Here is a 25,399-nt window from a genome sequence, read left to right as displayed (position 1 = left end):
CGTGCTGAGCATCTTCGGTAGGGCATCGGCGTCCAAGGTCACCGCGCCGCTGGGCCGCGCCCTCAACAGCACCGGTCTCACGCCGGACTCCGTCACCATCATCGGCACCGTCGCGAGCGTCGTCGCCGCGATCACGCTGTTCCCCACGGACCATCTGTTCATCGGCACGCTGGTGATCTGGCTGTTCGTCATGTTCGACATGCTCGACGGTGCGATGGCACGTGCCCGGGGCGGCGGCAGCAAGTACGGCGCCGTGCTCGATGCGACGTGCGACCGCGTGGCCGACGGCGCCATCTTCGCCGGGTTGTCGTGGTGGGCGGTCTTCCACCAGAACGATCGGCCGCTGTTCGTCGCGATGCTCGTCTGCCTGGTGACGTCGCAGGTCATCTCCTACGCCAAGGCCCGTGCCGAGGCGAGCGGACTGTCTGCCGACGGAGGCCTGATCGAACGTCCGGACCGCCTGGTGATCGTCCTCGTCGGATCCGGGCTCACCGGTATCGGCCAACTCGCCGATCTCAGTTGGCTGCAGTTCGCGCTGCCCGTCGCGACGTACTTCCTGGCCGCCGCGAGCATCGTCACGGTGTTCCAGCGTGTGCTGGCCGTCCGTAACTCCGCCGGCGCCCGCGACATCATTCCGATCCAGCCGAAGGCCAACCGGATCGAGCCGGACAGCACGGCTGGATGAGTCTGTCGGAGCGGCTCGGCGCCGCGGGATACATCGCCGGATGGCGGGTCGTCCGGGCGCTGCCCGACGGCGTCGCGACCCGGCTCTTCGACGCCGGCGCCGACCTCGCCGCGCGCCGCAACGGTGGCCCGGAGCAGCTGCGCCGCAACCTCGCCCGCGTGCTGGGCACCACCGCGGACGCGGTGCCGGACGACCTCGTGCAGGCGTCGGTGCGCTCCTACGCGCGGTACTGGCGCGAAGCGTTCCGGTTGCCGTCCATGGATCTCGCGGCGCAGGCCGCGGCCATCGACGACGCCGTCGTCGGTCAGGAACATCTGGACGCGGCACTGGCGTCCGGCCGCGGCGCCGTGCTCGCCCTCCCGCACAGCGGGAACTGGGACATGGCGGGCGTCTGGCTCACTCGCACCCGCGGCCAGTTCACCACGGTGGCCGAACGGTTGCAGCCGGAGTCGCTCTACCAGCGCTTCGTTGCGTACCGCGAGTCCCTCGGGTTCGAGATCTTTCCGCTCAGCGGCGGGGAACGCCCGCCGTTCGAGCAACTCTCCGAGCGTCTGCGAGACGGAAAGGTCGTGTGCCTCCTCGGTGAGCGCGACCTCGCCCGCCACGGGGTGCCCGTCACGTTCTTCGGGGAGCCGACCCGCATGCCGGCCGGACCCGCGCGCCTCGCGATCGACACCGGTGCAGCTCTGCTCCCGGTGCACTGCTGGTTCACCCCCACCGGCTGGGGTTTCTCGATCGAGCCCCCGATCGATGTCTCCGCCGGCGTCGAGCAGGCCACCCAGTCTCTCGCCGACCACTTCGCCGCCAACATCGCCGCGCATCCGGCCGACTGGCACATGCTGCAGCCGCTGTGGTGGGACGACCTCTCGCAGGGCCGTCGTGACCGCATGACCGGTGAGGCCGACCGGTGAAGATCGGCATCGTCTGCCCGTACTCGTTCGATGTCCCGGGTGGTGTGCAGGCGCACGTCGCGGAGCTGGCCGAGGTGCTGATCCAGCGCGGTCACCGTGTCAGCGTCCTGGCTCCGGCGAGCGACGAGACGGCGCTGCCCGATTTCGTCGTCTCGACGGGCAAGGCCCTGAGCTTCCCGTACAACGGCTCGGTGGCGCGCCTGGCGTTCGGTCCGGTGACCTACACCCGCATCCGGGCGTGGATCGAGAAGGGCGAGTTCGAGGTGCTGCACATCCATGAGCCGAACGCGCCCAGTCTGTCGATGCTGTCGCTCAAGATCGCCGACGGTCCGATCGTGGCCACGTTCCACGCCTCGACCACGAAGTCGTTGCTGCTGAGCACCTTTCAGGGTGTGCTGCGCCCGTATCACGAGAAGATCGCCGGGCGCATCGCCGTCTCGGAGCTGGCGCGGCGGTGGCAGGTGGAGGCTCTGGGGTCCGATGCGGTGGAGATCCCGAACGGGGTCCACGTTCCCGCGTTCGCGACGGCGCCCGTGCTGCCCGGGTACCCCCGGCCGGGTCGGACGCTGGTGTTCATCGGCCGCTACGACGAGCCACGCAAGGGCATGCAGACCCTGCTGGCCGCGCTCCGGCCGATCGCCGCGGTGTTCCCGGACATCGAGGTGCTGGTCGTGGGCCGCGGCGACGAGCAGAAGCTGTGCCGGGAGGCCGGCGACCTGGCGAAGCACTTCCGCTTCCTGGGCCAGACGACGGACGCCGAGAAGGCGTCGGCACTGCGCAGTGCCGACATCTACTGTGCTCCCAACACCGGCGGCGAGAGCTTCGGCATCGTGCTGGTGGAGGCCATGGCCGCGGGCGCGCCCGTGGTCGCGAGCAACCTGGACGCGTTCCGCCGCGTGCTGCGGGACGGTACGGCCGGTGTGCTCTTCCCGGTGGGCGATTCCGAGGCCATGGCGGACGCGGTGATCCGCGTGCTGTCCGACGACGACGAGCGGGCCGACCTGGTGCGCCAGGCGAGCCGCGCCGCCGTGTCCTACGACTGGCCCGTCGTCGCGGAGCAGATCGTCCGAGTGTACGAAGCGGTCGCGGTGGCCGGTCGCACGGTGAAGGTGATCGACTGATGACGTTCTGGGTGGCCGCCGCTGTCGTGGTCGTGGCACTGCTGGTCCTGTTCCTCGGCCTGTGGGCCTACTCGACGGCGCACCGTCTCGACCGACTGCACGTGCGCTCGGACCGCTCCTGGCAGTCGCTCGAAGCCGCACTGGCTCGCCGGTCGGTGGTCACACGCGCCGTCGCGGCCGCCCTGGACGCGCCGGGATCGGTGGAGAGCCGCACGCTGACGACGCTCGCGGATCGGGCGGAACGGGCGGAGCGCGCCGACCGGGAGCGCGCCGAGAACGCGGTGTCCGTCGCGCTGGGCCGTATCGACCTCGCCCGGCTGAATCCACAGATGATCTCCGAACTCGCCGACGCGGAGGCGCGGGTGCAGATTGCTCGGCGGTTCCACAACGACGCGGTCCGCGACACCGTCGCACTGCGATCGCGGCGACCCGTGCGCCTGCTCCGACTCGGCGGAACGGCCGCGATGCCGACCTACTTCGAGCTCTCCGAGAGCGAGGCGACCCTCGAGGAGGTCGAGGGCGCATCGACTCGGACATCGGCGCGCGTCGTGCTGCTCGACGGCCGCGGCCGCGTACTGCTGCTGCGGGGTCACGATCCGGCGGTGCCAAACGTGCACTTCTGGTTCACCATCGGTGGGGGTGTCGAGGTGGGGGAGACCCTGCGCGACGCCGCCGTTCGCGAACTGCGTGAGGAGACCGGCATGGTCGCCTCGGCGGAGGACCTGCGCGGGCCCATGTGGCGTCGGACCGCGACGTTCTCCTTCGACGGCGTCGTGATCCGGTCGGAGGAGCTGTTCTTCGCCCTCCGCGCCGAGGCGTTCGAGCCGGTGCGCACAGGCTTCACGGAGCTCGAGCGACGCGTCGTCACCGGACACCGGTGGTGCACGGCGGACGAGATCCGGTCACTGGCCGCCTCGGGCGACGCGGTCTATCCGCGCGCGATGGCGGAGCTGCTCGACGAGGCGGACACAGTGCTGGCTCTCCGCACCGATCCGGACGTGCGCGCCATCCACTGACCTGGTGTGATGGCAGCCATAGCGGGCCAGTGTGGTCGAAGTGGTTATCGCGACGAGGTCCAGCTGAGCCTAGGCTCGCGGTGCACACATTCCCGCATGCCTGAGGAGACCACCGTGACCACCACCCTCCCGTCCGAGCAGGACGCCACGCCGTCCACCGGAACCGCCCGCGTCAAACGCGGCATGGCAGAGATGCTCAAGGGTGGCGTCATCATGGACGTGGTCACCGCCGACCAGGCCAAGATCGCAGAGCAGTCCGGCGCCGTCGCCGTCATGGCCCTCGAGCGCGTGCCCGCGGACATCCGCGCGCAGGGCGGCGTCTCGCGGATGAGCGATCCCGACATGATCGACAGCATCATCTCCTCGGTCAGCATCCCCGTCATGGCGAAGGCACGCATCGGCCACTTCGTCGAGGCGCAGATCCTGCAGAGCCTCGGCGTCGACTACGTCGACGAGTCCGAGGTGCTGACCCCCGCGGACTACGCGAACCACATCGACAAGTGGAAGTTCACGGTTCCCTTCGTCTGTGGTGCGACCAACCTCGGCGAGGCGCTGCGCCGAATCACCGAGGGCGCGGCCATGATCCGCTCGAAGGGCGAGGCCGGCACCGGCGACGTGTCCAACGCCACCACGCACATGCGCACCCTGCGTGACCAGATCCGCCACCTGACGTCGCTGCCCGAGGACGAGCTGTACGTCGCCGCCAAGGAGCTGCAAGCTCCCTACGATCTCGTCGTCGAGGTCGCCCGCGCGGGCAAGCTCCCCGTCACCCTGTTCACCGCCGGTGGCATCGCCACCCCGGCGGACGCCGCGATGATGATGCAGCTCGGCGCCGAGGGTGTCTTCGTCGGCTCCGGCATCTTCAAGTCCGGCAACCCCGAGCAGCGCGCTGCCGCCATCGTCAAGGCCACCACCTTCTTCGACGACCCGGACGTGCTGGCGAAGGTCTCCCGCGGCCTGGGTGAGGCCATGGTCGGCATCAACGTCGACGAGATCCCGCAGCCGCACCGCCTCGCCGAGCGCGGCTGGTGATCTGACACCACCTCTCGTCCCCGCGAGCCCCCACCTCCCGCGAGTCCCCACCTCCCGCGAGTACGCCCGAACTGTCGTCGAACGGCCTCTGATCGCGACGGTATCGGCGTACTCGCGAGGTGGTGGCGCAAAGGTGGGGACGCTGGGCGGTCAGCGTTCGACGAGCAGGGCCGGGCGGTCGGGGTGGTCCATTCGCACCTCGACGTCCGCCCGTTCGCCGTGCTCCGCGTGCGCCGTCAGGGCGGGCACCGTCCAGCGCAGCTGCTCCGGGGTGAGGCGCGACGCGGTGCGCTCGGTGAGCGTCAGCGCCACCGTGACGTCGAGATCGAGGCCACGCCCGAGCAGCATGGGGCCCGCGACGACCACCACCTGGTTCTGCGCCGCCGTTCGAGGCCGGGCGCGAGCGGAGCGATCGGACCGCTCGTCCCACAGCGCGGGCAGCCACCGATCCCGCGTGTGCACAGCCGTGATCACCTCTCGCGTCAGTGCTTCGTAGTCGAACCACAGGGTGCGGTAGGAGAGTTCGTCCTCGTGCCCGTACTCGAGTCGCAGCGACGCGGGCCGCACCCAGTCGTGCAGGGAGACGAGATCGGCGGCGCGGCCGTCCGCGCGGAGCCGGGTGACGACTTGCTGAGCGAAAGCCACCGGATCGGCGGCGTCCGCACCGTCGACGGCCACCACGCACCGTCCGTCGACGGTGTCGATGCGGTCGACGACGTGGTCCACCACCGCGTCGGGAGTCGTGGGGGAGAAGCGGGGCACGGCTTCGATCCTGCCCGACGCGCCGCCTCCGCCCCCCGCGAGTACGGCCGAAGTGTCGTTCAGGGGCCCGATTCTGCGACACTTCTGCCGTACTCGCGGGGCAGGTCCCGTCTGTCCCGACCGGAAAGGGTGATCATGGCCGGAATCGAAGAGATCCTCGAGCTCGAGCGCATCGAGAACGACATCTATCGCGGGAGCTCCGTCCCGAGTGAACTGCAGCGCACCTTCGGCGGTCAGGTCGCCGGTCAGTCGCTGGTGTCCGCGGCGAAGACGGTGGATCCCGCGTTCCGCGTGCACTCGCTGCACGGATACTTCCTGCGCCCCGGAAACCCGAACGAGCCCACCGTCTTCACAGTGGATCGCATCCGCGACGGCCGGTCGTTCGCCACGCGTCGTGTCACGGGCATCCAGGACGGCCAGGCGATCTTCACGATGTCGGCGTCGTTCAATGTGGAGGACGACGGCATCGAGCATCAGGACCGCATGCCCGTCGTGGTGGGTCCGGAGGATCTGCCCGACATCGCCGAGGACGAGGCGTGGCGGACGAAGATGTTCTACAAGGAATGGCCCCGGTGGGACGTGCGGCTCGTTCCGCAGGACCGGGTCACTCGAAGCTCCAGTCTGGCTGCGCAGCAACAGGTCTGGATTCGATACCGCGATCCGCTGCCCGACGATCAGGTCTTCCACGTGTGCGCGCTGGCGTACATGTCCGACATGACGCTGCTGGGTTCGGCGAAGGTCCCGCACGAGGACGTCGCCACGCAGACGGCATCGCTGGATCATGCGTTGTGGTTCCTGCGCCCGTTCCGCGCGGACGAGTGGCTGCTGTACGACCAGACGTCCCCCTCCGCGGGACTGGGCCGCGCGTTGACCCAGGGCCGGATCTACGACCGTCAGGGCCGGATGGTCGCGGCCGTCACGCAGGAGGGTCTGATGCGCTACGACCGCTCGGCGCAGCACACGCCGGGCCTCGAGGCGTCGCGGTGACCTCTCCGACCATCGGAGTGCTCGCGCTGCAGGGTGACGTGCGAGAGCATCTCGAGGCGCTCACCGCCGCCGGTGCGAGCGCGGTGACGGTGCGCCGTCCCGAGGAGCTCGCGGCCGTCGACGGTCTGGTGCTGCCCGGCGGCGAGTCGACCACGATGGGGAAGCTGCTGCGAATCTTCGATCTTCTCGATCCGCTCCGCGAGCGCCTCGCCGCCGGCATGCCGGCCTACGGGTCCTGCGCCGGCATGATCCTGCTGGCCTCGAACATCCTCGACACCACACCGGATGCCGTGCACCTGAACGGCCTCGACATCACGGTGCGGCGCAACGCCTTCGGGCGTCAGGTCGACTCCTTCGAGACCGACCTCGACGTCGTTCGGGTGGGCGGCGAGCCGATGCGTGCCGTGTTCATCCGGGCGCCGTGGGTCGAGCGGGTCGGCGACGGAGTCGAGGTACTGGCCACTGTCCCGGAGGGCCCCGCGGCGGGCCGCGTCGTGGCCGTGCGGCAGGGCGACGTGCTCGCGACGTCGTTCCATCCCGAGGTCACGGGGGACCGCCGGGTCCACGCCCTGTTCGCCGACATGGTGCGGGAGCGAAGAACCTCGTCCACGCCCGCGTAAGATGGGCGTGTTCTCTGCCGGTACGAAAGGGGCTATTGCCGATGAGCGGCCACTCCAAATGGGCGACCACGAAGCACAAGAAGGCTGTCGTCGACGCCCGCCGATCGAAGTCCTTCGCCAAGTTGGTGAAGAACATCGAGGTCGCCGCGCGCACGGGTGGCGGCGACCCCGTCGGTAACCCCACGTTGTACGACGCCATCCAGAAGGCGAAGAAGACCTCGGTCCCCAACGACAACATCGAGCGTGCGCGCAAGCGCGGCGCCGGTGAGGAAGCGGGCGGCGCCGACTGGCAGACCATCATGTACGAGGGCTACGGGCCAAACGGTGTCGCCGTCCTCATCGAGTGCCTCACCGACAACCGCAACCGCGCGGCCGGCGAGGTCCGTGTCGCGATGACCCGCAACGGCGGCAACATGGCCGACCCGGGTTCCGTGTCCTACCTGTTCTCCCGCAAGGGCGTCGTCACCCTGGAGAAGAACGGTCAGTCCGAGGACGACGTCCTCATGGCCGTGCTCGACGCCGGCGCCGAGGAGGTCAACGACAACGGGGACACCTTCGAGGTGGTCTCGGAGCCGACCGATCTGGTGGCCGTGCGCACCGCGCTGCAGGAGGCGGGTATCGACTACGACTCCGCCGAGGCCAGCTTCCAGCCGTCCGTGAGTGTGCCCGTCGACGTCGACGGAGCGCGCAAGGTGTTCAAGCTGATCGACGCGCTCGAGGACAGCGACGACGTGCAGAACGTGTGGTCCAACGTCGATCTCTCCGACGAGGTGCTCGCGCAGCTCGACGAGGACTGACTCCAGCGCGCCGCCCACACTCGTCACCGTCTCGCCGCTAAGGTATCGAACAACAGTTCTACGTGTTCGAAGGCCCGGAGCGGCCGAATCCGGTGAGGGAGTGGGCGTTGCGTGTCATGGGAGTCGACCCCGGGTTGACCCGGTGTGGACTGAGCCTGGTCGAGTCCGGCGCAGGCAGAGCGGTCACGGCGCTCGACGTCGACGTGGTGCGGACACCGGCGGACATGGATCTGGCGCAGCGACTTCTCCTGATCGCCGAGTCCGCCGAGTACTGGCTGGACACCCATCGGCCGACGGTCGTCGCCGTCGAACGGGTGTTCTCCCAGAACAACGTTCGCACCGCGATGGGCACCGCGCAGGCCGGGGGAGTGATCGCCCTCGCGGCCGCCCGGCGCGGCATCCCGGTCGCCTTCCACACTCCGTCCGAGGTCAAAGCGGCGGTCACCGGGAACGGCACCGCGGACAAGGCTCAGGTGACGGCCATGGTGACCCGCATCCTCGGCATGCAGCAGGCCCCCCGACCTGCCGATGCCGCCGATGCTCTCGCCCTGGCGATCTGTCACTGCTGGCGAGCACCCATGATGGCGCGGATGGCCGCCGCCGAGGCGCAGGCAGCAGCGGCGAAGGCCGCGTACGAGAAGAAACTGAAGCAGCAGCGCGCGGCCGTGCGGGCCGCCGCGAGGACGGGAGCGCAGCCGCGATGATCAGCTCGGTACGGGGCGAGGTGCTCGAGATCGCCCTCGACCACGCGGTGGTGGAAGCGGCAGGCATCGGCTACCGCGTCAACGCGACGCCGGCGACGCTGGCCGGTCTCTCTCGTGGAACCGAAGCGCGACTGGTCATCTCGATGATCGTGCGCGAGGACTCCATGACGCTGTACGGCTTCGCGGACGCCACGTCGCGGGATCTCTTCGGCCTGCTCCAGACCGTGTCCGGCGTCGGTCCCCGGCTCGCCATGGCCGTGCTGGCAGTACTCGAACCCGACGCACTGCGGACCGCGTTGACCGACGGCAACGTCACCGCGCTGATGCGGGTACCGGGTATTGGCAAGCGCGGCGCCGAGCGCCTCGTGGTCGAACTGCGCGACAAGGTCGACGCGGTGGTGTCCGGTCCGGCCGGGGTGGCCGCACCCGGCCACTCGGCGAGCCCCGTGCGTGATCAGGTGGTCGAGGCGCTTCTCGGCCTCGGGTTCCCGGCCAAGCAGGCCGAGCCCGCCGTCGATGCCGTGCTGGCAGACGACCCCGCCGTCGGAACGGCGCAGGCTCTGCGCTCGGCCCTGGTGAGTTTGGGCAGGTCGCGGTGACGGACCCGGACGGCGTCGACGAGTCCCTGGTCACCGCCGAGATGGTGCCGGACGACGGCGATCTCGATGCGAGTCTGCGGCCGAAGTCGCTCGACGACTTCATCGGTCAGCCCCGCGTGCGGGAGCAACTGCAGCTCGTCCTGCAGGGCGCGACGCAACGCGGCGGCACGCCGGACCACATCCTGCTGTCCGGTCCGCCCGGACTCGGCAAGACCAGCATGGCGATGATCATCGCGGGGGAGCTGAACTCGGCGCTGCGACTGACGTCCGGTCCGGCCCTCGAACGAGCGGGGGACCTCGCTGCGATGCTGAGCAACCTCGTCGAGGGCGACGTGCTGTTCATCGACGAGATCCATCGCATCGCCCGGCCGGCCGAGGAGATGCTGTACCTCGCGATGGAGGACTTCCGCGTCGACGTGGTCGTCGGCAAGGGGCCTGGCGCCACCTCGATCCCGCTCGACGTCGCACCGTTCACGCTCGTCGGCGCCACCACCCGGTCCGGCGCCCTCACCGGCCCGCTGCGCGATCGGTTCGGATTCACCGCGCACATGGACTTCTACGACCCGCGCGAACTGCAGCGCATCCTGACGCGGTCGGCAGGAATCCTCGGGGTGCGCATCGAGGCGGACGCGGCCGCGGAGATCGCGGGACGGTCGCGCGGCACACCCCGCATCGCCAACCGCTTGCTGCGCCGGGTGCGGGACTACGCCGAGGTGCGTGCCGACGGCCGCGTGACCCTCGAGGTCGCCCGTGCGGCCCTCGAGGTCTACGACGTGGACGAGCTCGGCCTCGATCGCCTCGACCGAGCGGTGCTCGGGGCACTCGTCCGCAGCTTCGGCGGCGGACCCGTGGGTGTCTCGACGCTCGCGGTCGCGGTCGGGGAGGAACCGGCCACCGTGGAGGAGGTGTGCGAGCCCTACCTCGTCCGCGCCGGCATGATCGCGCGCACGCCGCGCGGTCGGGTGGCCACGGCCGCTGCCTGGGAACGAATGGGTCTCACACCTCCGCCGGATCTCGCTGTCGGCGGCATCTCGGTGCGGACGAACGAGCCGCAGCGCACGCTCTTCGACGAGACCTGAGCCGGTGGAACCCGACGATCCCGGCGTTTCGGGCGCTCGACACGCCCGGTGGCCCGACCGAACGTGGCACACTGAAGGTTCCGAGTCCCAAGATCTAAGGATTGACGTTTCTGATGGAACTGCTGTTTCCGCTTCTCGTTCTCGCCCTGCTCGTGCCCATGTTTCTCGGCATCCGCCGCCAGAAGCGTGAGGTGGCCAAGACGGTCGAGCTGCAGGAAGCGCTGTCCATCGGCGATCGCGTCCTGACCACGTCCGGGCTGCACGGTCTCGTCGACGGCCTCACCGAGACCACCGTCGACCTGGAGATCGCTCCCGGCATCATCACCACCTGGTCGCGTGCCGTCGTGCGCGACGTGCTGCCCGACGAGGACGAGCTGGCCGAGTCGGGTACCGAGAACGCCGGTCTGACCAGCGATTTCGAGGACCACAGCGACGCCGGGTCGCGCGTCGACAGCCTGGAGAACGGCCTCGGCGGCGCAGACGACGGCCGATCGCAGGCACGACTCACCAAGGAGTGAGACAAAGCGGATACACCGCCCCCGGGGTCGTCCTCGGGGGCGGTGCGTCGTTGTGGAGAGGGTACGGTCGGTCAGGCTCCGGCCGTCCGTGACACCCGCCGCCGCCGCGCTCCACCCCCGTCCGACCAGCAGCAGGTCCGTCTCGTTTAGCCGGTCCGTCTCACTCAGGAGAAGCACTCACCGTGGCCCCATCCAGCGGATCCTCGTATCCGGTGCGGTATCTCGCCGTGTTCGGCGTCTTCATCGCCCTCGTGTACGTCCTGGTCTTTTTCACCGGTGACAAGTCCCCGACTCCCAAGCTGGGCATCGACCTCCAGGGTGGAACACGCGTCACGCTCACCGCGCGCACGCCCGACGGCAGTGCCCCGAGCCAGGAGAGCCTGCGTCAGGCGCAGCAGATCATCGAGACCCGAGTCAACGGTCTCGGCGTCTCCGGCTCCGAGGTGGTGGTCGACGGTCAGAACCTGGTCATCACGGTTCCCGGCGACGACAGCTCGCAGGCCCGCACACTCGGGCAGACGGCCCGGCTCTACATCCGCCCGGTGCTGACGTCCCAGGCCCCCACTCCGGCGGGCACTCCCGATCCCGCGGCGACCGATCCCGCCGCCGACCCCGCGGCCGCCGATCCCGCCGCGGCGGACCCTGCAGCCACCACGGCTCCCGCGACACCGGCACCGCAGAACCGGCCCTTCCCGGCGCAGGACCCCACGGACACCCCCGCCCCGTCCGAGACGACTGCCCCGTCCGAGACGACTGCTCCGTCCGAGACACCCGCGCCGTCCGACACCTCCGCCTCCGAGCCCGGTGCCGCCCCGCCCGCGTCGTCGGCGGACGAGACCGCCGACGCGATCGCCGAGGCGAAGGCGCAGCGGCAGAGCACCGACCCGACCGTGCAGCAGGAGGCCATGGCCACGATCGACTGTTCGGCGCCCGACCCCCTGCAGGGCAACGACGATCCGGCCCTGCCGCTCGTCACCTGCTCCACGGACGGCACCGCGGTCTACATTCTCGAGCCGTCGATCATCGACGGACAGCAGATCGCCGACGCCAGCTCGCAGTTCGACACGCAGCAGTCCCGCAACGTCGTCTCCCTCAGCTTCACCACCGAGGGCGGCGACACCTGGGCTCAGTTCACGTCGGCGAACATCGGCAAGCAGGCCGCGTTCACGCTCGACTCCAAGGTCGTCAGCGCACCGGTGATCCAGGGCGCGACCCCCGCGGGCAGCGCCACGCAGATCACCGGCAACTTCACCGCCGACAGTGCCCGCGAGCTCGCCAACACCCTGAAGTACGGATCGCTGCCGCTGTCGTTCGCCGCCTCGGAGGCGGAGACCGTGTCGGCGACGCTGGGACTCGCGTCGCTCGAGGCAGGCCTGATCGCCGGCGCCATCGGCCTCGTGTTCGTCCTCCTCTACTGCCTCCTCTACTACCGCATGCTCGGCATCCTCACGGCGCTGTCGCTGGTGCTGTCGCTGGCCGCCATCTACGGCATCCTCGTACTGCTCGGTCGGTGGATCTCGTTCACGCTCGATCTCGCCGGCATCGCCGGTCTGATCATCGGTATCGGTATGACCGCCGACTCGTTCGTGGTGTTCTTCGAGCGCATCAAGGACGAGATACGCGAGGGTCGCAGCTTCCGCTCGGCGGTTCCGCGTGGTTGGGCCAGGGCACGGCGCACCATCCTGTCCGGCAACGCGGTGAGCTTCATCGCGGCCGCTGTGCTGTACGTGCTCGCCGTCGGTCAGGTGCGTGGCTTCGCGTTCACGCTCGGCCTGTCGACCCTGCTCGACATCATCATCGTGGTTCTCGTGACGTGGCCCCTGGTCAATCTCGCCTCGCGGTCCGAGTTCTGGTCCAAGCCGTCGATCAACGGTCTCGGTGCGGTGCAGGAGATCGCCCGCGCGCGCAAACGCGCTGCCGCCGCCAAGACCACCCGCGATGCTGCTGTCGCGGCAGCCGGCCCGAGCAAGGAGGCCTGACCCATGGCCGAGACGACGACCACCACCACCGAGGACACCGTTCCCGACGCGCCCGAGGCCGGTCGCGGACTCCTGTCGCGGCTGTACACGGGCACCGGCGCGTTCGACATCATCGGGCGCCGTCGCCTCTGGTACGGCGTCACCGCGGGCTTCGTGCTCGTGTCGTTGCTGTCGATCGCCGTCCGCGGCTTCACGCTCGGCATCGACTTCGAGGGCGGCACGCGCGTGCAGTTCCCGGCTCCGCAGGGCGTCGACACCGCGCAGGTCGAGGAGATCTACTCCGACACCCTCGGTCAGGACGCCGTCGCCGTCCAGACCGTGGGCACCGGATCCGGCGCCACCGTGCAGATCCGGTCCGAGTCGCTGGACCAGGATCAGGCGTCCTCGCTGCAGACGGCTCTGTTCGATGCGTTCCAGCCCGCCAACGCGGAGGGCGAGACCACGCGCGATGCGGTCTCCTTCACCGACGTCAGCGAGACCTGGGGTTCTCAGATCACCGACAAGGCGCTGATCGCGCTCGTGGTGTTCCTGGTGATCGTGAGCATCTACATCGCGGTCCGGTACGAGCGGGACATGGCGCTCGCCGGTATCGCGGCCCTGTTCTTCGACATCCTCGTCACGGCGGGTGTCTACTCGCTGGTCGGGTTCGAGGTCACTCCCGCGACCGTCATCGGACTGCTGACCATTCTGGGCTTCTCGCTGTACGACTCCGTGGTGGTGTTCGACAAGGTCGAGGAGAACACACGCGGCATCCTGCACCTGAACAGGCGCACGTATGCCGAGCAGGCCAACCTTGCGGTGAACCAGACATTGATGCGCTCGATCAACACCACCGTCATCAGCGTGCTCCCGGTCATAGCTCTCATCGTGATCGCTGTCTGGCTGCTGGGCGTGGGAACACTGAAGGATCTCGCGTTGGTCCAGCTCGTCGGCATCGTCATCGGTGCCTACTCGTCGATCTTCTTCGCGACGCCTCTGGTGGTCACCCTCAAGGAGAAGTGGGGTCCCGTCGCGGCACACACGAAGAAAGTGCTCGCGAAGCGAGAGGGGACGGCGCGTCCACGTACCGACAGCCCGGTCGCGGCCGGGACGGTCGGCGCCACTGTCGTCGACGCTCCGGCCCGGACCGCGCGTGCTGCGGCCGCGGCGCCTCGCGCAGGCGCGCGACCGACGGGTAAGCGCGGCAAGCGGAGGAACTGACATGCGCGCGTCGTCAGGGGTCAGGACAGGCGTCGCCGTGGCGGTGCTCGCCGCGATCACGGCCACGACACTCGTGGCGTGCGGCGACGAGGACACCCGCATTCCGTCCATCGGCTACGCCGTCGACAACACCGTCACGACCTACAACGGCGGAACCACGGCCGGATCGGTCTCGGCTGCGCCGCAAGCCTTCTCGCGAGCCCTGCCCGGATTCGCGCTCACCGCTCCGAGCGGCGGCGCCGTGAGCGACACCGACATCGGGACGGCCGTGGAGGTACCCGGCGAGCAGCAGGTGGTCACCTACACGCTCGCCGCGCCCGCGGTGTGGTCCGACGGTGTGCCGATGACCTGTGACGACATCGTGCTGGCGTGGGCCGCACGCAGCGGCCGGACCGCCGCGGACGGCGCGCCGCTCTTCGACGCCGCGTCCACCGCCGGTTACACCGACATCGAGCGCATCGACTGCGCTCCCGCGGACAAGGTCGCGACCGTGACGTTCCGCTCGGGACGCGGGTACGTGGAGTGGCAGTCCCTCTTCGGCGCCGGGACGATGATGCCCGCACACGTCGCGGCCCGCATCGCCGGCGTGCCGGACGTGGTGAGCACCCTCGCCGGCGGCGACCAGGACGCACTGCGGCGCGTCGCGGACGTCTGGAACACCGGATGGGACCTCACCCCGGCGGAGGGGGAGGACGTCGGAACCGTCGACCCGGCGGTCTTCGTGTCGTCCGGACCCTTCCGCATCGAGTCGTACTCGGTCGAGAACGGTCTCGCGCTCGTTCCCAACGAACGGTGGTGGGGTGTGCCCGCCGCCACCGACCGTGTCGTCGTGTGGCCCAAGGGCGCCGACATCGCGGCCAAGGCGGCGTCGGGCGACATCGAGGTCGTCGACGCCGACGGTGGCACGGCGACTCCCGACGGCTTCACGTCGACGGCACAGCCGTCCTTCGGAGTCGAGCAGTTGATCTTGGCGACATCCGGTGTCTTCGTGGATCCGGCCGCACGCCGCGCCTTCGCGGCGTGCGTTCCGCGCGGCGAGCTGTACGCGCAGCACGGCCACCCCGGATACGAGGCGGAGACCGGCCGCGGATCCGGCATCGTCGACAGCCGGACCACCCTTCCGGCGACGCTGCCCTACCGCTCGGTGGCGGCCACCGCAGCGGAGCGGTACCGCACTCCGGACGTCGCCGGCGTGACCGCGGGTCTCGCCGAAGCGGGTCTGACCGACCCCGTCGTCCGCGTGGGCTACCTGGGGCCCGACGAGCGCCGCGCGGCCGTCGTCGCCGCCATTGCGTCGTCCTGCGCACCACTCGGTATCGAGATCGTGGACGCGTCGTCACCGACCTTCTCGCCGCTCGCTCTGCGCGCCGGGGAGGTGGACGCCGTCCTGGCCTCCACCGCCGGGCAGGCGGGTGCGTCGGGCACGTCCTCCGCCGATCCCGGTCGCTTCGCCCTGCGCGGCGGTCAGGGCGTCAACGTCGGCGGGTACGCCAACGGGCGTCTCGATGAGCTGATCGATCGCCTCGCCGTCGACCAGTCCGACGCCACCGTGCTCTCCGCGGCTGTCGAAGCGGAGAACATCCTGTGGACCGACATGCCCACACTTCCGCTCTACAACGCGCCGCGCGTCACCGCCGTGGCGTCCGGGATGCGCGGTGTGCAGTCGAACCCGACGGTCGCGGGTGCGGGCTGGAACATGGACAAGTGGATACTCGTCGGATGAGCACACCCGGATCGAGCAGCCCCACCACGAGCGCACCCGGCGGATCGGACGTCGTCGCCCGGTTGACGCGATGGGCCGACGACTTCCCCACGCCGGGAGTGCGCTTCGCCGATCTCACCCCCGTGTTCGCCGACGCGGAGGGGCTGCGCACCGTGGTGGACTCACTCGCCGAGGCGGGTCGGGACGCCGACGTCGTGGCCGGTATCGATGCGCGCGGCTTCCTGCTCGGTGCCGGCGTCGCGCTGGCGTTGAACACCGGCGTGATCGCCGTCCGCAAGGCCGGGAAGTTGCCCCCACCGGTGCACCGACAGTCGTACGAACTCGAGTACGGCACGGCGGAACTCGAGATCTCCGCGGAGGGCATCGCGCTCGAGGGTCGCCGCGTACTCGTCGTCGACGACGTGCTGGCGACCGGCGGCACGCTCGAGGCCGCCGCCGAACTGTTGACACGCTGCGGAGCGATCGTGGTGGGCGCCGCCGTCGTTCTCGAGGTGGAAGTTCTGAGCGGCCGCGAGCGTTGGAAGCATGGACCGCTCACGACACTGGGCGTCGTCTGAGCATCCGACCTCGAGGAGATGTGAGGGCGTGCGCTGTGCGCTCCGGTGACGGCGGATAGAGTCGGGTCTCTCGAGCAGCTGAGGAGGTGTCGATCATGACGCGATACATCGGTCGTACCGCCGAGGAGTCCGCAGCAGTGCCGCCTGCCGACGCTGCCGGGCCTGACACCGACGTGTCTGTCGATGCCGCTGCGCCCGTGGATTCCACCGCGACGGAGCCCGTGTCGTCCGGGGCCGAGCTCGCCGATCCGACCGCGCGCACCGATGCCCTGACGCCGGAGCCGGTCGCACCCGCTGCGGAGCCCGTGCCCGATCCCGCACCCTCGTCCGCCACCCCCACTGCACCGTCGTCCGCGTCCCGGCGCGTCCGCGCGCGGCTGGCCCGCCGCATCACCGCGCAGCGCAACACCGCGGTGAAGCCGGTGCTGGAACCGTTGGCCGGCACCCACCGCTCGATGTACCCGAAGGCCGACCTCGGGCTGCTGCAACGCGCCTACGACGTCGCCGACGAGCGGCACGCCACGCAGATGCGCAAGTCGGGTGACCCGTACATCACGCACCCGCTCGCGGTTGCCAACATCCTGGCCGAGCTGGGAATGGACACCACGACGCTCGTCGCGGCGTTGCTGCACGACACCGTCGAGGACACCGGTTACTCGCTGGACCAGTTGCGCGCCGAGTTCGGCGACGAGGTCGCCCACCTCGTCGACGGCGTGACGAAGCTCGACAAGGTCGCCCTCGGTACCGCCGCCGAGGGCGAGACCATCCGCAAGATGATCATCGCGATGGCGCGGGATCCGCGGGTGCTGGTCATCAAGGTGGCCGACCGACTGCACAACATGCGCACGATGCGGTTCCTGCCGCCGGAGAAGCAGGCGCGCAAGGCGAAGGAGACCCTCGAGGTCATCGCGCCGCTCGCGCACCGCCTCGGCATGGCGACGGTCAAGTGGGAGCTCGAAGACCTCGCCTTCGCGATCCTGCACCCCAAGAAATACGACGAGATCGTGCGTCTCGTCGCCGACCGGGCACCCTCTCGCGACACCTACCTGGCCAAGGTCCGCGCCGAGATCAACGCGACCCTGTCGGCCTCCCGCATCAGCGCCGTGGTCGAGGGTCGGCCCAAGCACTACTGGTCGATCTACCAGAAGATGATCGTCAAGGGCCGCGACTTCGACGACATCCACGATCTGGTCGGCGTGCGCATCCTGTGCGACGAGATCCGGGACTGCTACGCGGCCGTCGGCGTGGTCCACTCGCTGTGGCAGCCGATGGCCGGACGCTTCAAGGACTACATCGCGCAGCCGCGCTACGGGGTCTACCAGTCGCTGCACACCACGGTCGTCGGTCCCGAGGGCAAGCCCCTCGAGGTGCAGATCCGCACCCGCGACATGCACCGGACCGCAGAATTCGGCATCGCCGCGCACTGGCGATACAAGGAGACGAAGGGTCGTCACTCCGGTGACGCCACCGAGCTCGACGACATGGCGTGGATGCGCCAGCTGCTCGACTGGCAGCGAGAGGCCGCGGATCCCGGAGAATTCCTCGAGTCGCTGCGGTACGACCTCGCGGTCAAGGAGATCTTCGTCTTCACCCCCAAGGGCGACGTGGTCACTCTGCCCGCAGGATCGTGTCCCGTGGACTTCGCCTACGCCGTGCACACCGAGGTGGGGCACCGGTGCATCGGTGCCCGCGTCAACGGGCGCCTCGTCGCACTGGAGCGTCAGCTCGACAACGGCGAGGTGGTCGAGGTGTTCACCTCGAAGGCCCCGACAGCCGGGCCGAGCCGCGACTGGGCCACCTTCGTCGCGTCGCCGCGTGCGAAGACCAAGATCCGCCAGTGGTTCGCCAAGGAACGCCGCGAGGAAGCACTCGAGGCCGGCAAGGACGCCATCGCCAAGGAGGTGCGGCGCGGGGGACTTCCCTTGCAGCGCTTGATGAACGGCGAGTCGATGTCGGCCATCGCGCACGAGTTGCGGTACGTCGACGTCTCGGCTCTCTACACCGCGGTGGGGGAGAACCACGTCTCGGCCCAGCACGTCGTGCAGCGCCTCGTCGCGCACCTCGGCGGTGTCGGCGATGTCGAGGAGGAACTGGCCGAGCGGTCCACCCCGTCCACCATTCCCACCCGCCCGCGCCGTGTCGGTGACGCAGGCGTCATGGTGTCGGGTGCGGACGGTGTCGTCGCCAAGCTGGCGAAGTGCTGCACCCCGGTTCCCGGGGACGACATCATGGGCTTCGTCACCCGCGGCGGCTCGGTGAGCGTGCACCGCACCGACTGCACCAATGCCGGGTCGCTGCAGACGCAGTCGGAGCGACTGATCGAGGTCGAGTGGGCACCGTCGCCGTCGTCGGTGTTCCTCGTCGCGATCCAGATCGAGGCGCTCGACCGCCACCGTCTGCTCTCCGACGTCACGAAGGCGCTGGCCGACGAGAAGGTCAACATCCTGTCGGCGTCGGTGACCACCTCGGGCGACCGGGTCGCCATCTCGAAGTTCACCTTCGAGATGGGTGATCCCAAGCATCTGGGCCACGTGCTCAACGTGGTGCGCAACGTCGAGGGCGTGTACGACGTGTACCGCCTGACCTCGGCTGCCTAGAGCTCGAACCCTCCCCGCGAGTACGGCCTCTCTGCGGGTACGGCCTCTCTGCGGGTACGGCCTCCCCGCGAGTACGGCCACAGTGTCGTGATCCCGCCCGGAATCACGACACTGTCGGCGTACTTGCGGGGAGGGTGCCGGGTGAGCCGTCAGGCCAGGTCGAGCCGCACCGTGTTCAGGGTGGTCGCGAGAGTTGGCGCACCGTCCTGCGCGCCACCCTCGACACCCGCTGCGGCGATCTTGTCGAGCGTCGCGAGGCCGGTCTCGTCGATCGTGCCGAACACCGTGTAGTTCGGGGGCAGCTGCGAATCGCCGAACACGAGGAAGAACTGGCTGCCGTTGGTGTCGGCGCCGGCGTTCGCCATCGCGATGGTTCCGCGGGGGTACAGGACGGGAGACTGCAGCGCGGCCGGATCGTCGGCGTACTGGTCCGTGGGGAACTCGTTGGCGTACTGGTAGCCGGGGCCGCCCGTTCCGGCGCCGGTCGGATCACCGCACTGCAGGACCTTCAGGCTGTCGGCCGTGGTCAGACGGTGGCAGGGAGTGTCGTCGTAGTAGTTCTGCCCGGCCAGCGAGGCGAAGCTGTTCACGGTGCAGGGCGCCTTCGTGGCGTCGAGCGACAGGCCGATCGGGCCCTGCGAGGTGTCCATGCTGACGCTGACGTTGTCGTCCGTGGTGGGCACGTTCTCGGTCTGCGGAGCGTTCGCCGGCTTCGCGGCGGTGCCGCCGGCGGGGTAGGAGCAGCTCACGGTCTCGGGGAGCGGTTCCGAGCGGCCGGCGGGCAGCATGCCCTCCGGGGTCGCGTTCTCGCTGGTGGGGGAGTCGGAGGCCTCGACGGCGGTGTCGTCGTCGCCGCGTGTCACACCGATGGCGACAGCGACGCCGCCGACCACGACGACCAGTCCGATGACGGCGGCGGCGATGGTCGCCTGCTTGCGTCGGCGCGCCCGAGCGGCACGGTTCTCGAGCTGGCGTTCGAGCTTGCGCTTGGCAGCGTCACGTCGTTGTTCGTTCGTCGGCACGGTTGGCGTTCCTCTTCTCGCTGGAGCGGGTGAGCAGCAGAAGTGTGCCAGGCTTCCCTGAGAGGCACCTGACCCGGTGGACGGCCGAGGTGCCTGCCCCACGTTCCGGGGCGCCCGGTCGCACCGCCTACGCTGGTGGCATTCGTCCGATCGCGGATCGCTGCACCGCAAAGCAATGAGGAGTCCTTCACTGTGCGTGTCACCGGATTCCCCGCCGGCATGTTCCAGACGAACTGCTACGTCGTCAGTCGGGACGAGGGGACGGACTGCATCGTCGTCGATCCCGGCCAGGACGCCGCGGCGCCGCTCTACTCGTTCCTCGACGACGCGGGCCTGACGCCCCTCGCAGTGCTCCTCACGCACGGCCACCTCGATCACATGTGGGACGCGACGCCGGTGTGCGCGCGCTTCGACATTCCCCTGTACGTGCATCCCGACGACCGCCACATGCTCACCGATCCGGCGTCCGGTATCGGCCCGGTCCTGGCGCCGCTGATCGCACATTCCACCTTCGAGGAGCCCGCGATGGTGGTGGAACTGGCGCACGGCGATGTTCTCGACGTGGCCGGACTCGGTGTCACCGTCGCGCACACGCCCGGTCACACCCGCGGCTCCGTCGTCTTCCGTCTCGACGGGGGCGAGCAGCAGGTGATCTTCTCGGGGGACACGCTCTTCGCGGGATCGATCGGCCGCTCCGATCTGCCCGGCGGTGACCACGAGCAGTTGCTCTCCTCGATCGCCGAGCACCTGCTGTGCCTCGACGACGAGACCGCCGTGCTGCCCGGACACGGCGAGTCCACCACCATCGGCGCGGAGCGCGGCAGCAACCCGTTCCTCGTGGGACTCGGTGGTGTGCGATGACCGGCGACACCCAGCGCATCCAGCCGTTCGCCGCCCCCAAGGGCGTCCCGGACTATCTGCCGCCCGACTCCGCGACCTTCGTGGCCGTGCGCGACGGTCTCACCGCCGCCGCTCGGGCCGCGGGCTACGGCCACATCGAACTCCCCATCTTCGAGGACACGGCGCTGTTCGCACGCGGCGTGGGTGAGTCCACCGACGTGGTGAGCAAGGAGATGTACACCTTCGCCGACAAGGGTGACCGCAGTGTCACGCTGCGACCCGAGGGCACCGCCGGCGTGATGCGCGCGGTCATCGAGCACAGCCTCGACCGCGGAGCGCTCCCGGTGAAGGTCAGCTACTCCGGCCCGTTCTTCCGCTACGAGCGCCCCCAGGCCGGTCGGTACCGGCAGCTGCAGCAGGTCGGTGTCGAGGCCATCGGAGTCGACGATCCGGCGCTCGACGCCGAGGTCATCGCCGTGGCCGACCGTGGGTTCCGGAGCGTCGGTCTCACCGGTTTCCGGCTCGAGCTCACCTCGCTCGGCGACGAGACCTGCCGCCCGCAGTACCGGGAGCTGTTGCAGGACTTCCTGTTCGGTCTCGATCTGGACGAGGACACGCGTCGCCGCGCCGAGATCAATCCGCTCCGCGTCTTGGACGACAAGCGACCGCACGTCCGTGAGATGACGGCCGACGCGCCGTTGATGATGGACCACCTGTCGGAGTCGGCTCGCGTCCACTTCGACACCGTGCGTGCCCATCTCGACGCGATGGGCGTGCCGTACGTGGTCAATCCGCGCATGGTGCGTGGTCTCGACTACTACACCAAGACCACCTTCGAATTCGTCCACGACGGTCTCGGCGCGCAGTCCGGCATCGGCGGCGGTGGACGGTACGACGGTCTCATGGCACAACTCGGCGGGCAGCCCCTGTCGGGCATCGGTTTCGGTCTCGGCGTGGACCGCACGGTGCTGGCTCTCGCCGCCGAGGGCGTCACACCCGCGTCGACGGCCCGGTGCGAGGTGTACGGCGTGCCCATGGGTCCGGAGGCCAAGCTGCGTCTCGCGGTGATCGCGCAGGAACTGCGGGCCGCCGGCGTCCGCGTGGACCTCGCCTACGGCGACCGCGGAATGAAGGGCGCCATGAAGGGTGCCGATCGTTCCGGTGCCCGCCTCGCGCTCGTGCTCGGTGACCGCGATCTCGAGGCCGGAGAGATCGGCCTGAAGGATCTCGCCACCGGCGAGCAGTCGTCGATCCCGTTGTCCGAGGCCACCGCTCGCGTGCGTGCCACGCTGTCGCCAGTGAGCTGACCATGGCCGACAGAGGGCTGGTGGCGCTCGATCTGGTGCCGCCGGAGCTCATCGTTCCGCGGCTCCGCGTTGCCGGTGCGGTGTTCGCCGTGGTCGGTGCCGTGCTCGGTGTGGTCGCCGGAGTGTTGATCTCGCCGTACGTCGGTGTCGCGCTGGGAGCTGCGCTCGTCGCCACGGCCGGATTCGCCGTCGTGTCGGGCGGCCGCAGACGCGTGTGGATCGATCACGGTGTGGTGAGCCGACGCGGGTCGTTCCGCGTGCGACGGGTCAACCTGTCGGACGCGACGAAGGTCGAGGTCCTCGTGCGGGTCGCGCGCGTCAGCCAGGTGCTGATCCGTGTCGGCGACTCGTCCGGCGACGTCACGGTCGGCGTGGCGATGTACACGACCGACGGCGGTCGCGAACTGCAGCCGATCGCGCTGCGTGCGGTGGCGGACGGACTGGCCTCGTCCCCGCTCGCCTCGGCCCTGGCGCTGTCGTCGGTGCTGGTGACCCAGCTGCGCGCCGAGGCCCGCGAGGCCGGGCTGTCGGAGCGCCCGCTCTATCGGGCGATCGACGTGGTCCGCACGTCCGGGCGCGCCCCGGCGACCGTGCTCACCGATGCCGAGGTCGCGGCACTCACCGACTGACAGGCCGAGCGGCGGCGAGGAGTGTCGTGGCCGTGTCACGGAGCGACGCCGTCGAGCCCGTCCACCCCAGTACGCGCACCGCGGCGTCGGCGATCGTGTCGGGCGTCGCGAGGGAGTGCCGTGTCGACTCCGCATCGGACCGGGCGCTGATCACCGATTCGACGATGCGGAACGGGAGGTGTGTGAGTTCCTCGGAGACCACCAGCGTGCCGATGTCGACGAGAGCATCCCGCGACAGCGAGGCATAAAGCGCCATGAGGTCGGAGCGTCGAGTGCGGAACTGTTCGAACCGTGCACTGCGCAGCTCGGGGACGAGGTACAGGGCGCCGAGGTTCCACCGCGAGGTCATGAGTTGGTCCGCGTCGAACCACACCAGCGCATACAGCGTGCTCGGGGCATCGGCCGCGGCGTCACGCAGCGCCTGCGCACAGGCCAGGGTTGCGTCGACGGTCCCCACCAGCAACGCGGCGAGCATGTCGTCCTTGGTAGCGAAGTGGTGGTACAGCGACGCCTGCCGGACCCCGACCGCGTCGGCGATCATGCGGGTGGAGGTGCTGGTGACACCCCGCGTCGTGAACAGCTCCGCCGCCGCGTCGAGGATCTCCTCCCGCGCCGTGGCTCCCGGTCGCTTACGGGTGGTGAGCCGGGGACGCCCGGCACCGGTGGTGGTCATCGACTAGGTGACCAGGAACGCGTCGACCACGGACTGGGTGCCCTGACGCGAGCCGGAGGTGACGATCACGGCCCTGTTCAGGTAGGCCAGCGTCCGGATCGACGTGGACACCGTGAGGGTGCCGCGAAAGTAGTAGAGCGCGGACTCGACGTCCTCCCCGCGATCGAGGGACTCGATGACCTCGGCCGATCCGAAACGGACGGAGTTCAGCGTCAACCGCATCACGCCGCTCGGGTCGTCCGACTCGACGTCGGCCAGCAGATCGGTGGAGTAGGTGGTCGATCCGTCCGCTCGAACGTGGGCGTGCTCGGTACCGACGGCGCGGACGACGGCCTCGACCCCGGGACCGCTCAGCACACCACCCACGACGGGTGCCACGGACTCCGCGCCGACGGGAGTGTCGCCGAGCTGCACCGGATCCGCGGTGCGCAGCACGATGCGCAGCAGCGGCTCGAGCGTGGGAGCGGTCGGTTCGATCGACGCGGACGGGTCCGTGGGTTCGGTCACGCGCTCGACCGTATCCGATCCACCTAGTGCCCTCCTGTCTACTTCCCGGCCGGGCTCCGCCCTTCCCGCCTACTTCCCGGCCGGGCTCCGCCCTTCCCGCCTACTTCCCGGCCGGCCTCCGGCCTTCCCGCCTAATTCCCGGCCGGGCTCCGCCCTCCCCGCCTACTTCCCGGCCGGGCTCCGCCCTCCCCGCTCCGACGCCCGGCGCCACGCACTGAACGACCGCACCGACGATCGGGTCGGACGCACCAACCACGGCCACGGGTGCACCTCCACCGGATCGAGGGCGGCCGCGATGCGTGCCCACCCCGGTACCGGGGCATGGGTCGCGGCGAGGCGCCGTCCGGCGAGCTCGTCGGCGACCCGGCCGCGCCGTACCTCCAGCGGTCGGACAGCGGCGAGTTCACCCAGAGTCTCGGCGAGGAAGACCAGCCGCTTTCCGGACAACCGCAGCCGTCGGAGCAGCGGCTCGTCGAACACGAACACCGCGGGGCGAGCGTCGTCGGCAGCCAGAGCCGGGTCGACGCTGCCGAGCGACTCGGCCGTCAGCCACACCTCGTCGCCGCCCTCGCCCACGGTCTCCGCGGGGCCGGCCGGGGTGTCGCCGGTCGCCAGACTCGGTCCATCGACCGACGGGCCGAGAGCGGCCGTCGGCCAGTCCTGAATGGGACACGCGGACGACAACGCGCAGGATCCGCACAGGCTGGGTGCGCGTTTCTCCACCTGCCAGCGACTGAACCCGTAGACCTTGCCGCTGCCCGTACCGACGGTCCACTGCCAGCCCAGTCGGTTGGCCGCTCTCGAGCCGTCGATGAGATGGGTGAACATCTGGTCCTCACCGTCCCGCCACGTCGCGCCGGCCCGGACGGCCCACTGCGACGCCAGCCACATGCGCGTCTGGTTCACCAGCCACCCGTCCTCGTGCAGCTCGTCGACGATGGACTCCATGCAGCGCATCCGGGCCGGCCACGGATCGTCGGACCAGGTGTCGTGCGCCGAGACGGTAGGACGGGGCTGCTCGCGCGTGAGGGACGCCCCCAGGTGCGAGCCCACCCGTGCGTACAGGTGGCGGGCGTACTCCTGCCAGAGCAACTCGTCGCGGTAGCGCGACCGGTCGCGGGTCGGTGCGTCCGCCACCGCGTCCCACACCTCGTTCAGCGTGAGCAGGCCGTGCCGGATGTACGGGGACATGCGACTCGCCCCGCGCCGCGACGGCGGTTCCACCGTGCTGCGGGACCGGGCGTAGCCCGTGATGTCCAGGCTCGCGAGAGCGGCGTCGGCTGCCGACTGTCCGCCGCGCAGACCGCCCGCCCGGATCTCCTCGGGTTCTTCGAGGGTGAGGTCACCGAGGTGCTCGGCGACCCAGGCGACGACGTCGTCGGACCGGGCGCCGTCCGCAGGTGACGGGGGAGACGGAAGGAGGGCCATGTCCACCGACACTACCGAAGAGTTGACACCTCGATAGAACGAATGTTCGACTGTCTGCGATTCGTCGATCGATCGTGTGTTCGAGGCATCGGCGTGCCGGGTCGCC

At 69.8% G+C, this 25,399-nt stretch carries 25 protein-coding genes; 20 read left to right on the top strand and 5 right to left on the bottom strand.

The window, feature by feature from the left end; all coding sequences use genetic code 11:
• Position 1 precedes the first annotated feature (1 nt).
• From pgsA to pdxS, 5 genes are all read left to right on the top strand, one after another.
• Positions 2-685, top strand: a complete 684-nt coding sequence (gene pgsA, locus JOE30_RS15105) for a phosphatidylinositol phosphate synthase (RefSeq protein WP_204867614.1) — start codon at positions 2-4, stop codon at positions 683-685.
• The gene (locus tag JOE30_RS15100; protein WP_204867611.1) at positions 682-1,596 is read left to right on the top strand and encodes a phosphatidylinositol mannoside acyltransferase; all 915 of its coding nucleotides are present in this window, start codon (positions 682-684) and stop codon (positions 1,594-1,596) included. Before pgsA ends, JOE30_RS15100 begins: the two co-directional genes overlap by 4 nt.
• Entirely contained in the window at positions 1,593-2,717 is a 1,125-nt protein-coding gene (locus JOE30_RS15095; RefSeq protein WP_204867609.1) for a glycosyltransferase family 4 protein, read from the top strand. Before JOE30_RS15100 ends, JOE30_RS15095 begins: the two co-directional genes overlap by 4 nt.
• Entirely contained in the window at positions 2,717-3,733 is a 1,017-nt protein-coding gene (locus tag JOE30_RS15090) for an NUDIX domain-containing protein (protein WP_204867607.1), read from the top strand. The genes JOE30_RS15095 and JOE30_RS15090 overlap by 1 nt, the downstream gene beginning before the upstream one ends.
• 96 nt (positions 3,734-3,829) lie before the next feature.
• Positions 3,830-4,765 (top strand): pyridoxal 5'-phosphate synthase lyase subunit PdxS, encoded by a 936-nt coding sequence (gene pdxS, locus JOE30_RS15085; protein ID WP_204867606.1) that lies wholly within the window; start codon positions 3,830-3,832, stop codon positions 4,763-4,765.
• A 150-nt stretch (positions 4,766-4,915) separates the two neighbouring features.
• Here the strand turns inward: pdxS and JOE30_RS15080 are convergent, their stop codons facing one another.
• The gene (locus tag JOE30_RS15080; protein ID WP_204867604.1) at positions 4,916-5,527 is read right to left on the bottom strand and encodes a hypothetical protein; all 612 of its coding nucleotides are present in this window, start codon (positions 5,525-5,527) and stop codon (positions 4,916-4,918) included.
• Between the two features lie 135 nt (positions 5,528-5,662).
• On the opposite strand from JOE30_RS15080, the gene JOE30_RS15075 reads away from it, so the two are divergent.
• The 12 genes from JOE30_RS15075 (at position 5,663) to JOE30_RS15020 (ending at position 18,887) form a co-directional block, all read left to right on the top strand.
• Positions 5,663-6,514 carry an acyl-CoA thioesterase II gene (locus JOE30_RS15075; RefSeq protein ID WP_204867602.1) on the top strand — a complete coding sequence of 284 codons (852 nt, stop codon included), beginning with the start codon at positions 5,663-5,665 and terminating at the stop codon, positions 6,512-6,514.
• The gene (pdxT, locus tag JOE30_RS15070) at positions 6,511-7,134 is read left to right on the top strand and encodes a pyridoxal 5'-phosphate synthase glutaminase subunit PdxT (protein ID WP_204867600.1); all 624 of its coding nucleotides are present in this window, start codon (positions 6,511-6,513) and stop codon (positions 7,132-7,134) included. Before JOE30_RS15075 ends, pdxT begins: the two co-directional genes overlap by 4 nt.
• 41 nt (positions 7,135-7,175) lie before the next feature.
• A complete protein-coding gene (locus JOE30_RS15065; RefSeq protein ID WP_027505225.1) occupies positions 7,176-7,931 on the top strand; it encodes a YebC/PmpR family DNA-binding transcriptional regulator in 756 nt (251 codons plus the stop codon).
• A 107-nt stretch (positions 7,932-8,038) separates the two neighbouring features.
• Positions 8,039-8,635, top strand: coding sequence for a crossover junction endodeoxyribonuclease RuvC (gene ruvC, locus JOE30_RS15060; RefSeq protein ID WP_204867598.1), 597 nt, complete (start codon positions 8,039-8,041; stop codon positions 8,633-8,635).
• Positions 8,632-9,234 (top strand): Holliday junction branch migration protein RuvA, encoded by a 603-nt coding sequence (gene ruvA / locus JOE30_RS15055; RefSeq protein ID WP_204867595.1) that lies wholly within the window; start codon positions 8,632-8,634, stop codon positions 9,232-9,234. Before ruvC ends, ruvA begins: the two co-directional genes overlap by 4 nt.
• Before the next feature lie 41 nt (positions 9,235-9,275).
• Positions 9,276-10,313 carry a Holliday junction branch migration DNA helicase RuvB gene (gene ruvB, locus JOE30_RS15050; protein WP_056445240.1) on the top strand — a complete coding sequence of 346 codons (1,038 nt, stop codon included), beginning with the start codon at positions 9,276-9,278 and terminating at the stop codon, positions 10,311-10,313.
• A 113-nt stretch (positions 10,314-10,426) separates the two neighbouring features.
• On the top strand, positions 10,427-10,831 hold the full coding sequence (yajC, locus tag JOE30_RS15045; RefSeq protein ID WP_204867593.1) for a preprotein translocase subunit YajC: 405 nt from the start codon (positions 10,427-10,429) through the stop codon (positions 10,829-10,831).
• Between the two features lie 182 nt (positions 10,832-11,013).
• On the top strand, positions 11,014-12,810 hold the full coding sequence (gene secD, locus JOE30_RS15040; RefSeq protein WP_204867592.1) for a protein translocase subunit SecD: 1,797 nt from the start codon (positions 11,014-11,016) through the stop codon (positions 12,808-12,810).
• A 3-nt stretch (positions 12,811-12,813) separates the two neighbouring features.
• A complete protein-coding gene (gene secF, locus JOE30_RS15035) occupies positions 12,814-14,010 on the top strand; it encodes a protein translocase subunit SecF (protein ID WP_204867591.1) in 1,197 nt (398 codons plus the stop codon).
• Between the two features lies 1 nt (position 14,011).
• Entirely contained in the window at positions 14,012-15,733 is a 1,722-nt protein-coding gene (locus JOE30_RS15030) for an ABC transporter substrate-binding protein (RefSeq protein WP_204867590.1), read from the top strand.
• Positions 15,730-16,290 (top strand): adenine phosphoribosyltransferase, encoded by a 561-nt coding sequence (locus tag JOE30_RS15025; RefSeq protein WP_204867589.1) that lies wholly within the window; start codon positions 15,730-15,732, stop codon positions 16,288-16,290. Before JOE30_RS15030 ends, JOE30_RS15025 begins: the two co-directional genes overlap by 4 nt.
• A 95-nt stretch (positions 16,291-16,385) precedes the next feature.
• Positions 16,386-18,887 carry a RelA/SpoT family protein gene (locus tag JOE30_RS15020; protein WP_239532387.1) on the top strand — a complete coding sequence of 834 codons (2,502 nt, stop codon included), beginning with the start codon at positions 16,386-16,388 and terminating at the stop codon, positions 18,885-18,887.
• Positions 18,888-19,036: 149 nt separating this feature from the next.
• Here JOE30_RS15020 and JOE30_RS15015 read toward each other — a convergent pair whose 3' ends face one another.
• Complete coding sequence (locus JOE30_RS15015; RefSeq protein WP_204867588.1) at positions 19,037-19,909, bottom strand: peptidylprolyl isomerase; 873 nt, start codon at positions 19,907-19,909, stop codon at positions 19,037-19,039.
• A 192-nt stretch (positions 19,910-20,101) separates the two neighbouring features.
• Here JOE30_RS15015 and JOE30_RS15010 point away from each other — a divergent pair, with 192 nt between their 5' ends.
• From JOE30_RS15010 to JOE30_RS15000, 3 genes are read left to right on the top strand one after another with little or no spacing between them, the layout of a single operon-like run.
• Positions 20,102-20,770, top strand: a complete 669-nt coding sequence (locus JOE30_RS15010; RefSeq protein ID WP_204867587.1) for an MBL fold metallo-hydrolase — start codon at positions 20,102-20,104, stop codon at positions 20,768-20,770.
• Positions 20,767-22,056, top strand: coding sequence for a histidine--tRNA ligase (gene hisS, locus JOE30_RS15005; protein WP_204867586.1), 1,290 nt, complete (start codon positions 20,767-20,769; stop codon positions 22,054-22,056). Before JOE30_RS15010 ends, hisS begins: the two co-directional genes overlap by 4 nt.
• Positions 22,057-22,058: 2 nt before the next feature.
• Complete coding sequence (locus JOE30_RS15000; protein ID WP_204867584.1) at positions 22,059-22,685, top strand: hypothetical protein; 627 nt, start codon at positions 22,059-22,061, stop codon at positions 22,683-22,685.
• Here the strand turns inward: JOE30_RS15000 and JOE30_RS14995 are convergent.
• The 3 genes from JOE30_RS14995 to JOE30_RS14985 all read right to left on the bottom strand — a co-directional run bounded on the left by JOE30_RS14995 (position 22,675) and on the right by JOE30_RS14985 (position 25,293).
• Positions 22,675-23,358 (bottom strand): TetR/AcrR family transcriptional regulator, encoded by a 684-nt coding sequence (locus JOE30_RS14995; protein WP_204867582.1) that lies wholly within the window; start codon positions 23,356-23,358, stop codon positions 22,675-22,677. The genes JOE30_RS15000 and JOE30_RS14995 overlap by 11 nt on opposite strands.
• 3 nt (positions 23,359-23,361) lie before the next feature.
• Positions 23,362-23,865, bottom strand: coding sequence for a DUF3237 domain-containing protein (locus tag JOE30_RS14990; RefSeq protein ID WP_204867579.1), 504 nt, complete (start codon positions 23,863-23,865; stop codon positions 23,362-23,364).
• A 162-nt stretch (positions 23,866-24,027) separates the two neighbouring features.
• On the bottom strand, positions 24,028-25,293 hold the full coding sequence (locus JOE30_RS14985; RefSeq protein WP_204867577.1) for an FAD-binding domain-containing protein: 1,266 nt from the start codon (positions 25,291-25,293) through the stop codon (positions 24,028-24,030).
• Between the last annotated feature and the right edge of the window lie 106 nt (positions 25,294-25,399).

Origin of the sequence: Rhodococcus sp. PvP016, from assembly GCF_017832185.1 — a bacterium.
GTDB lineage: Bacteria > Actinomycetota > Actinomycetes > Mycobacteriales > Mycobacteriaceae > Rhodococcoides.
The sequence above is the reverse complement of the archived record's forward strand: the minus strand, read 5'-3'. Positions and strand labels throughout refer to the sequence as shown.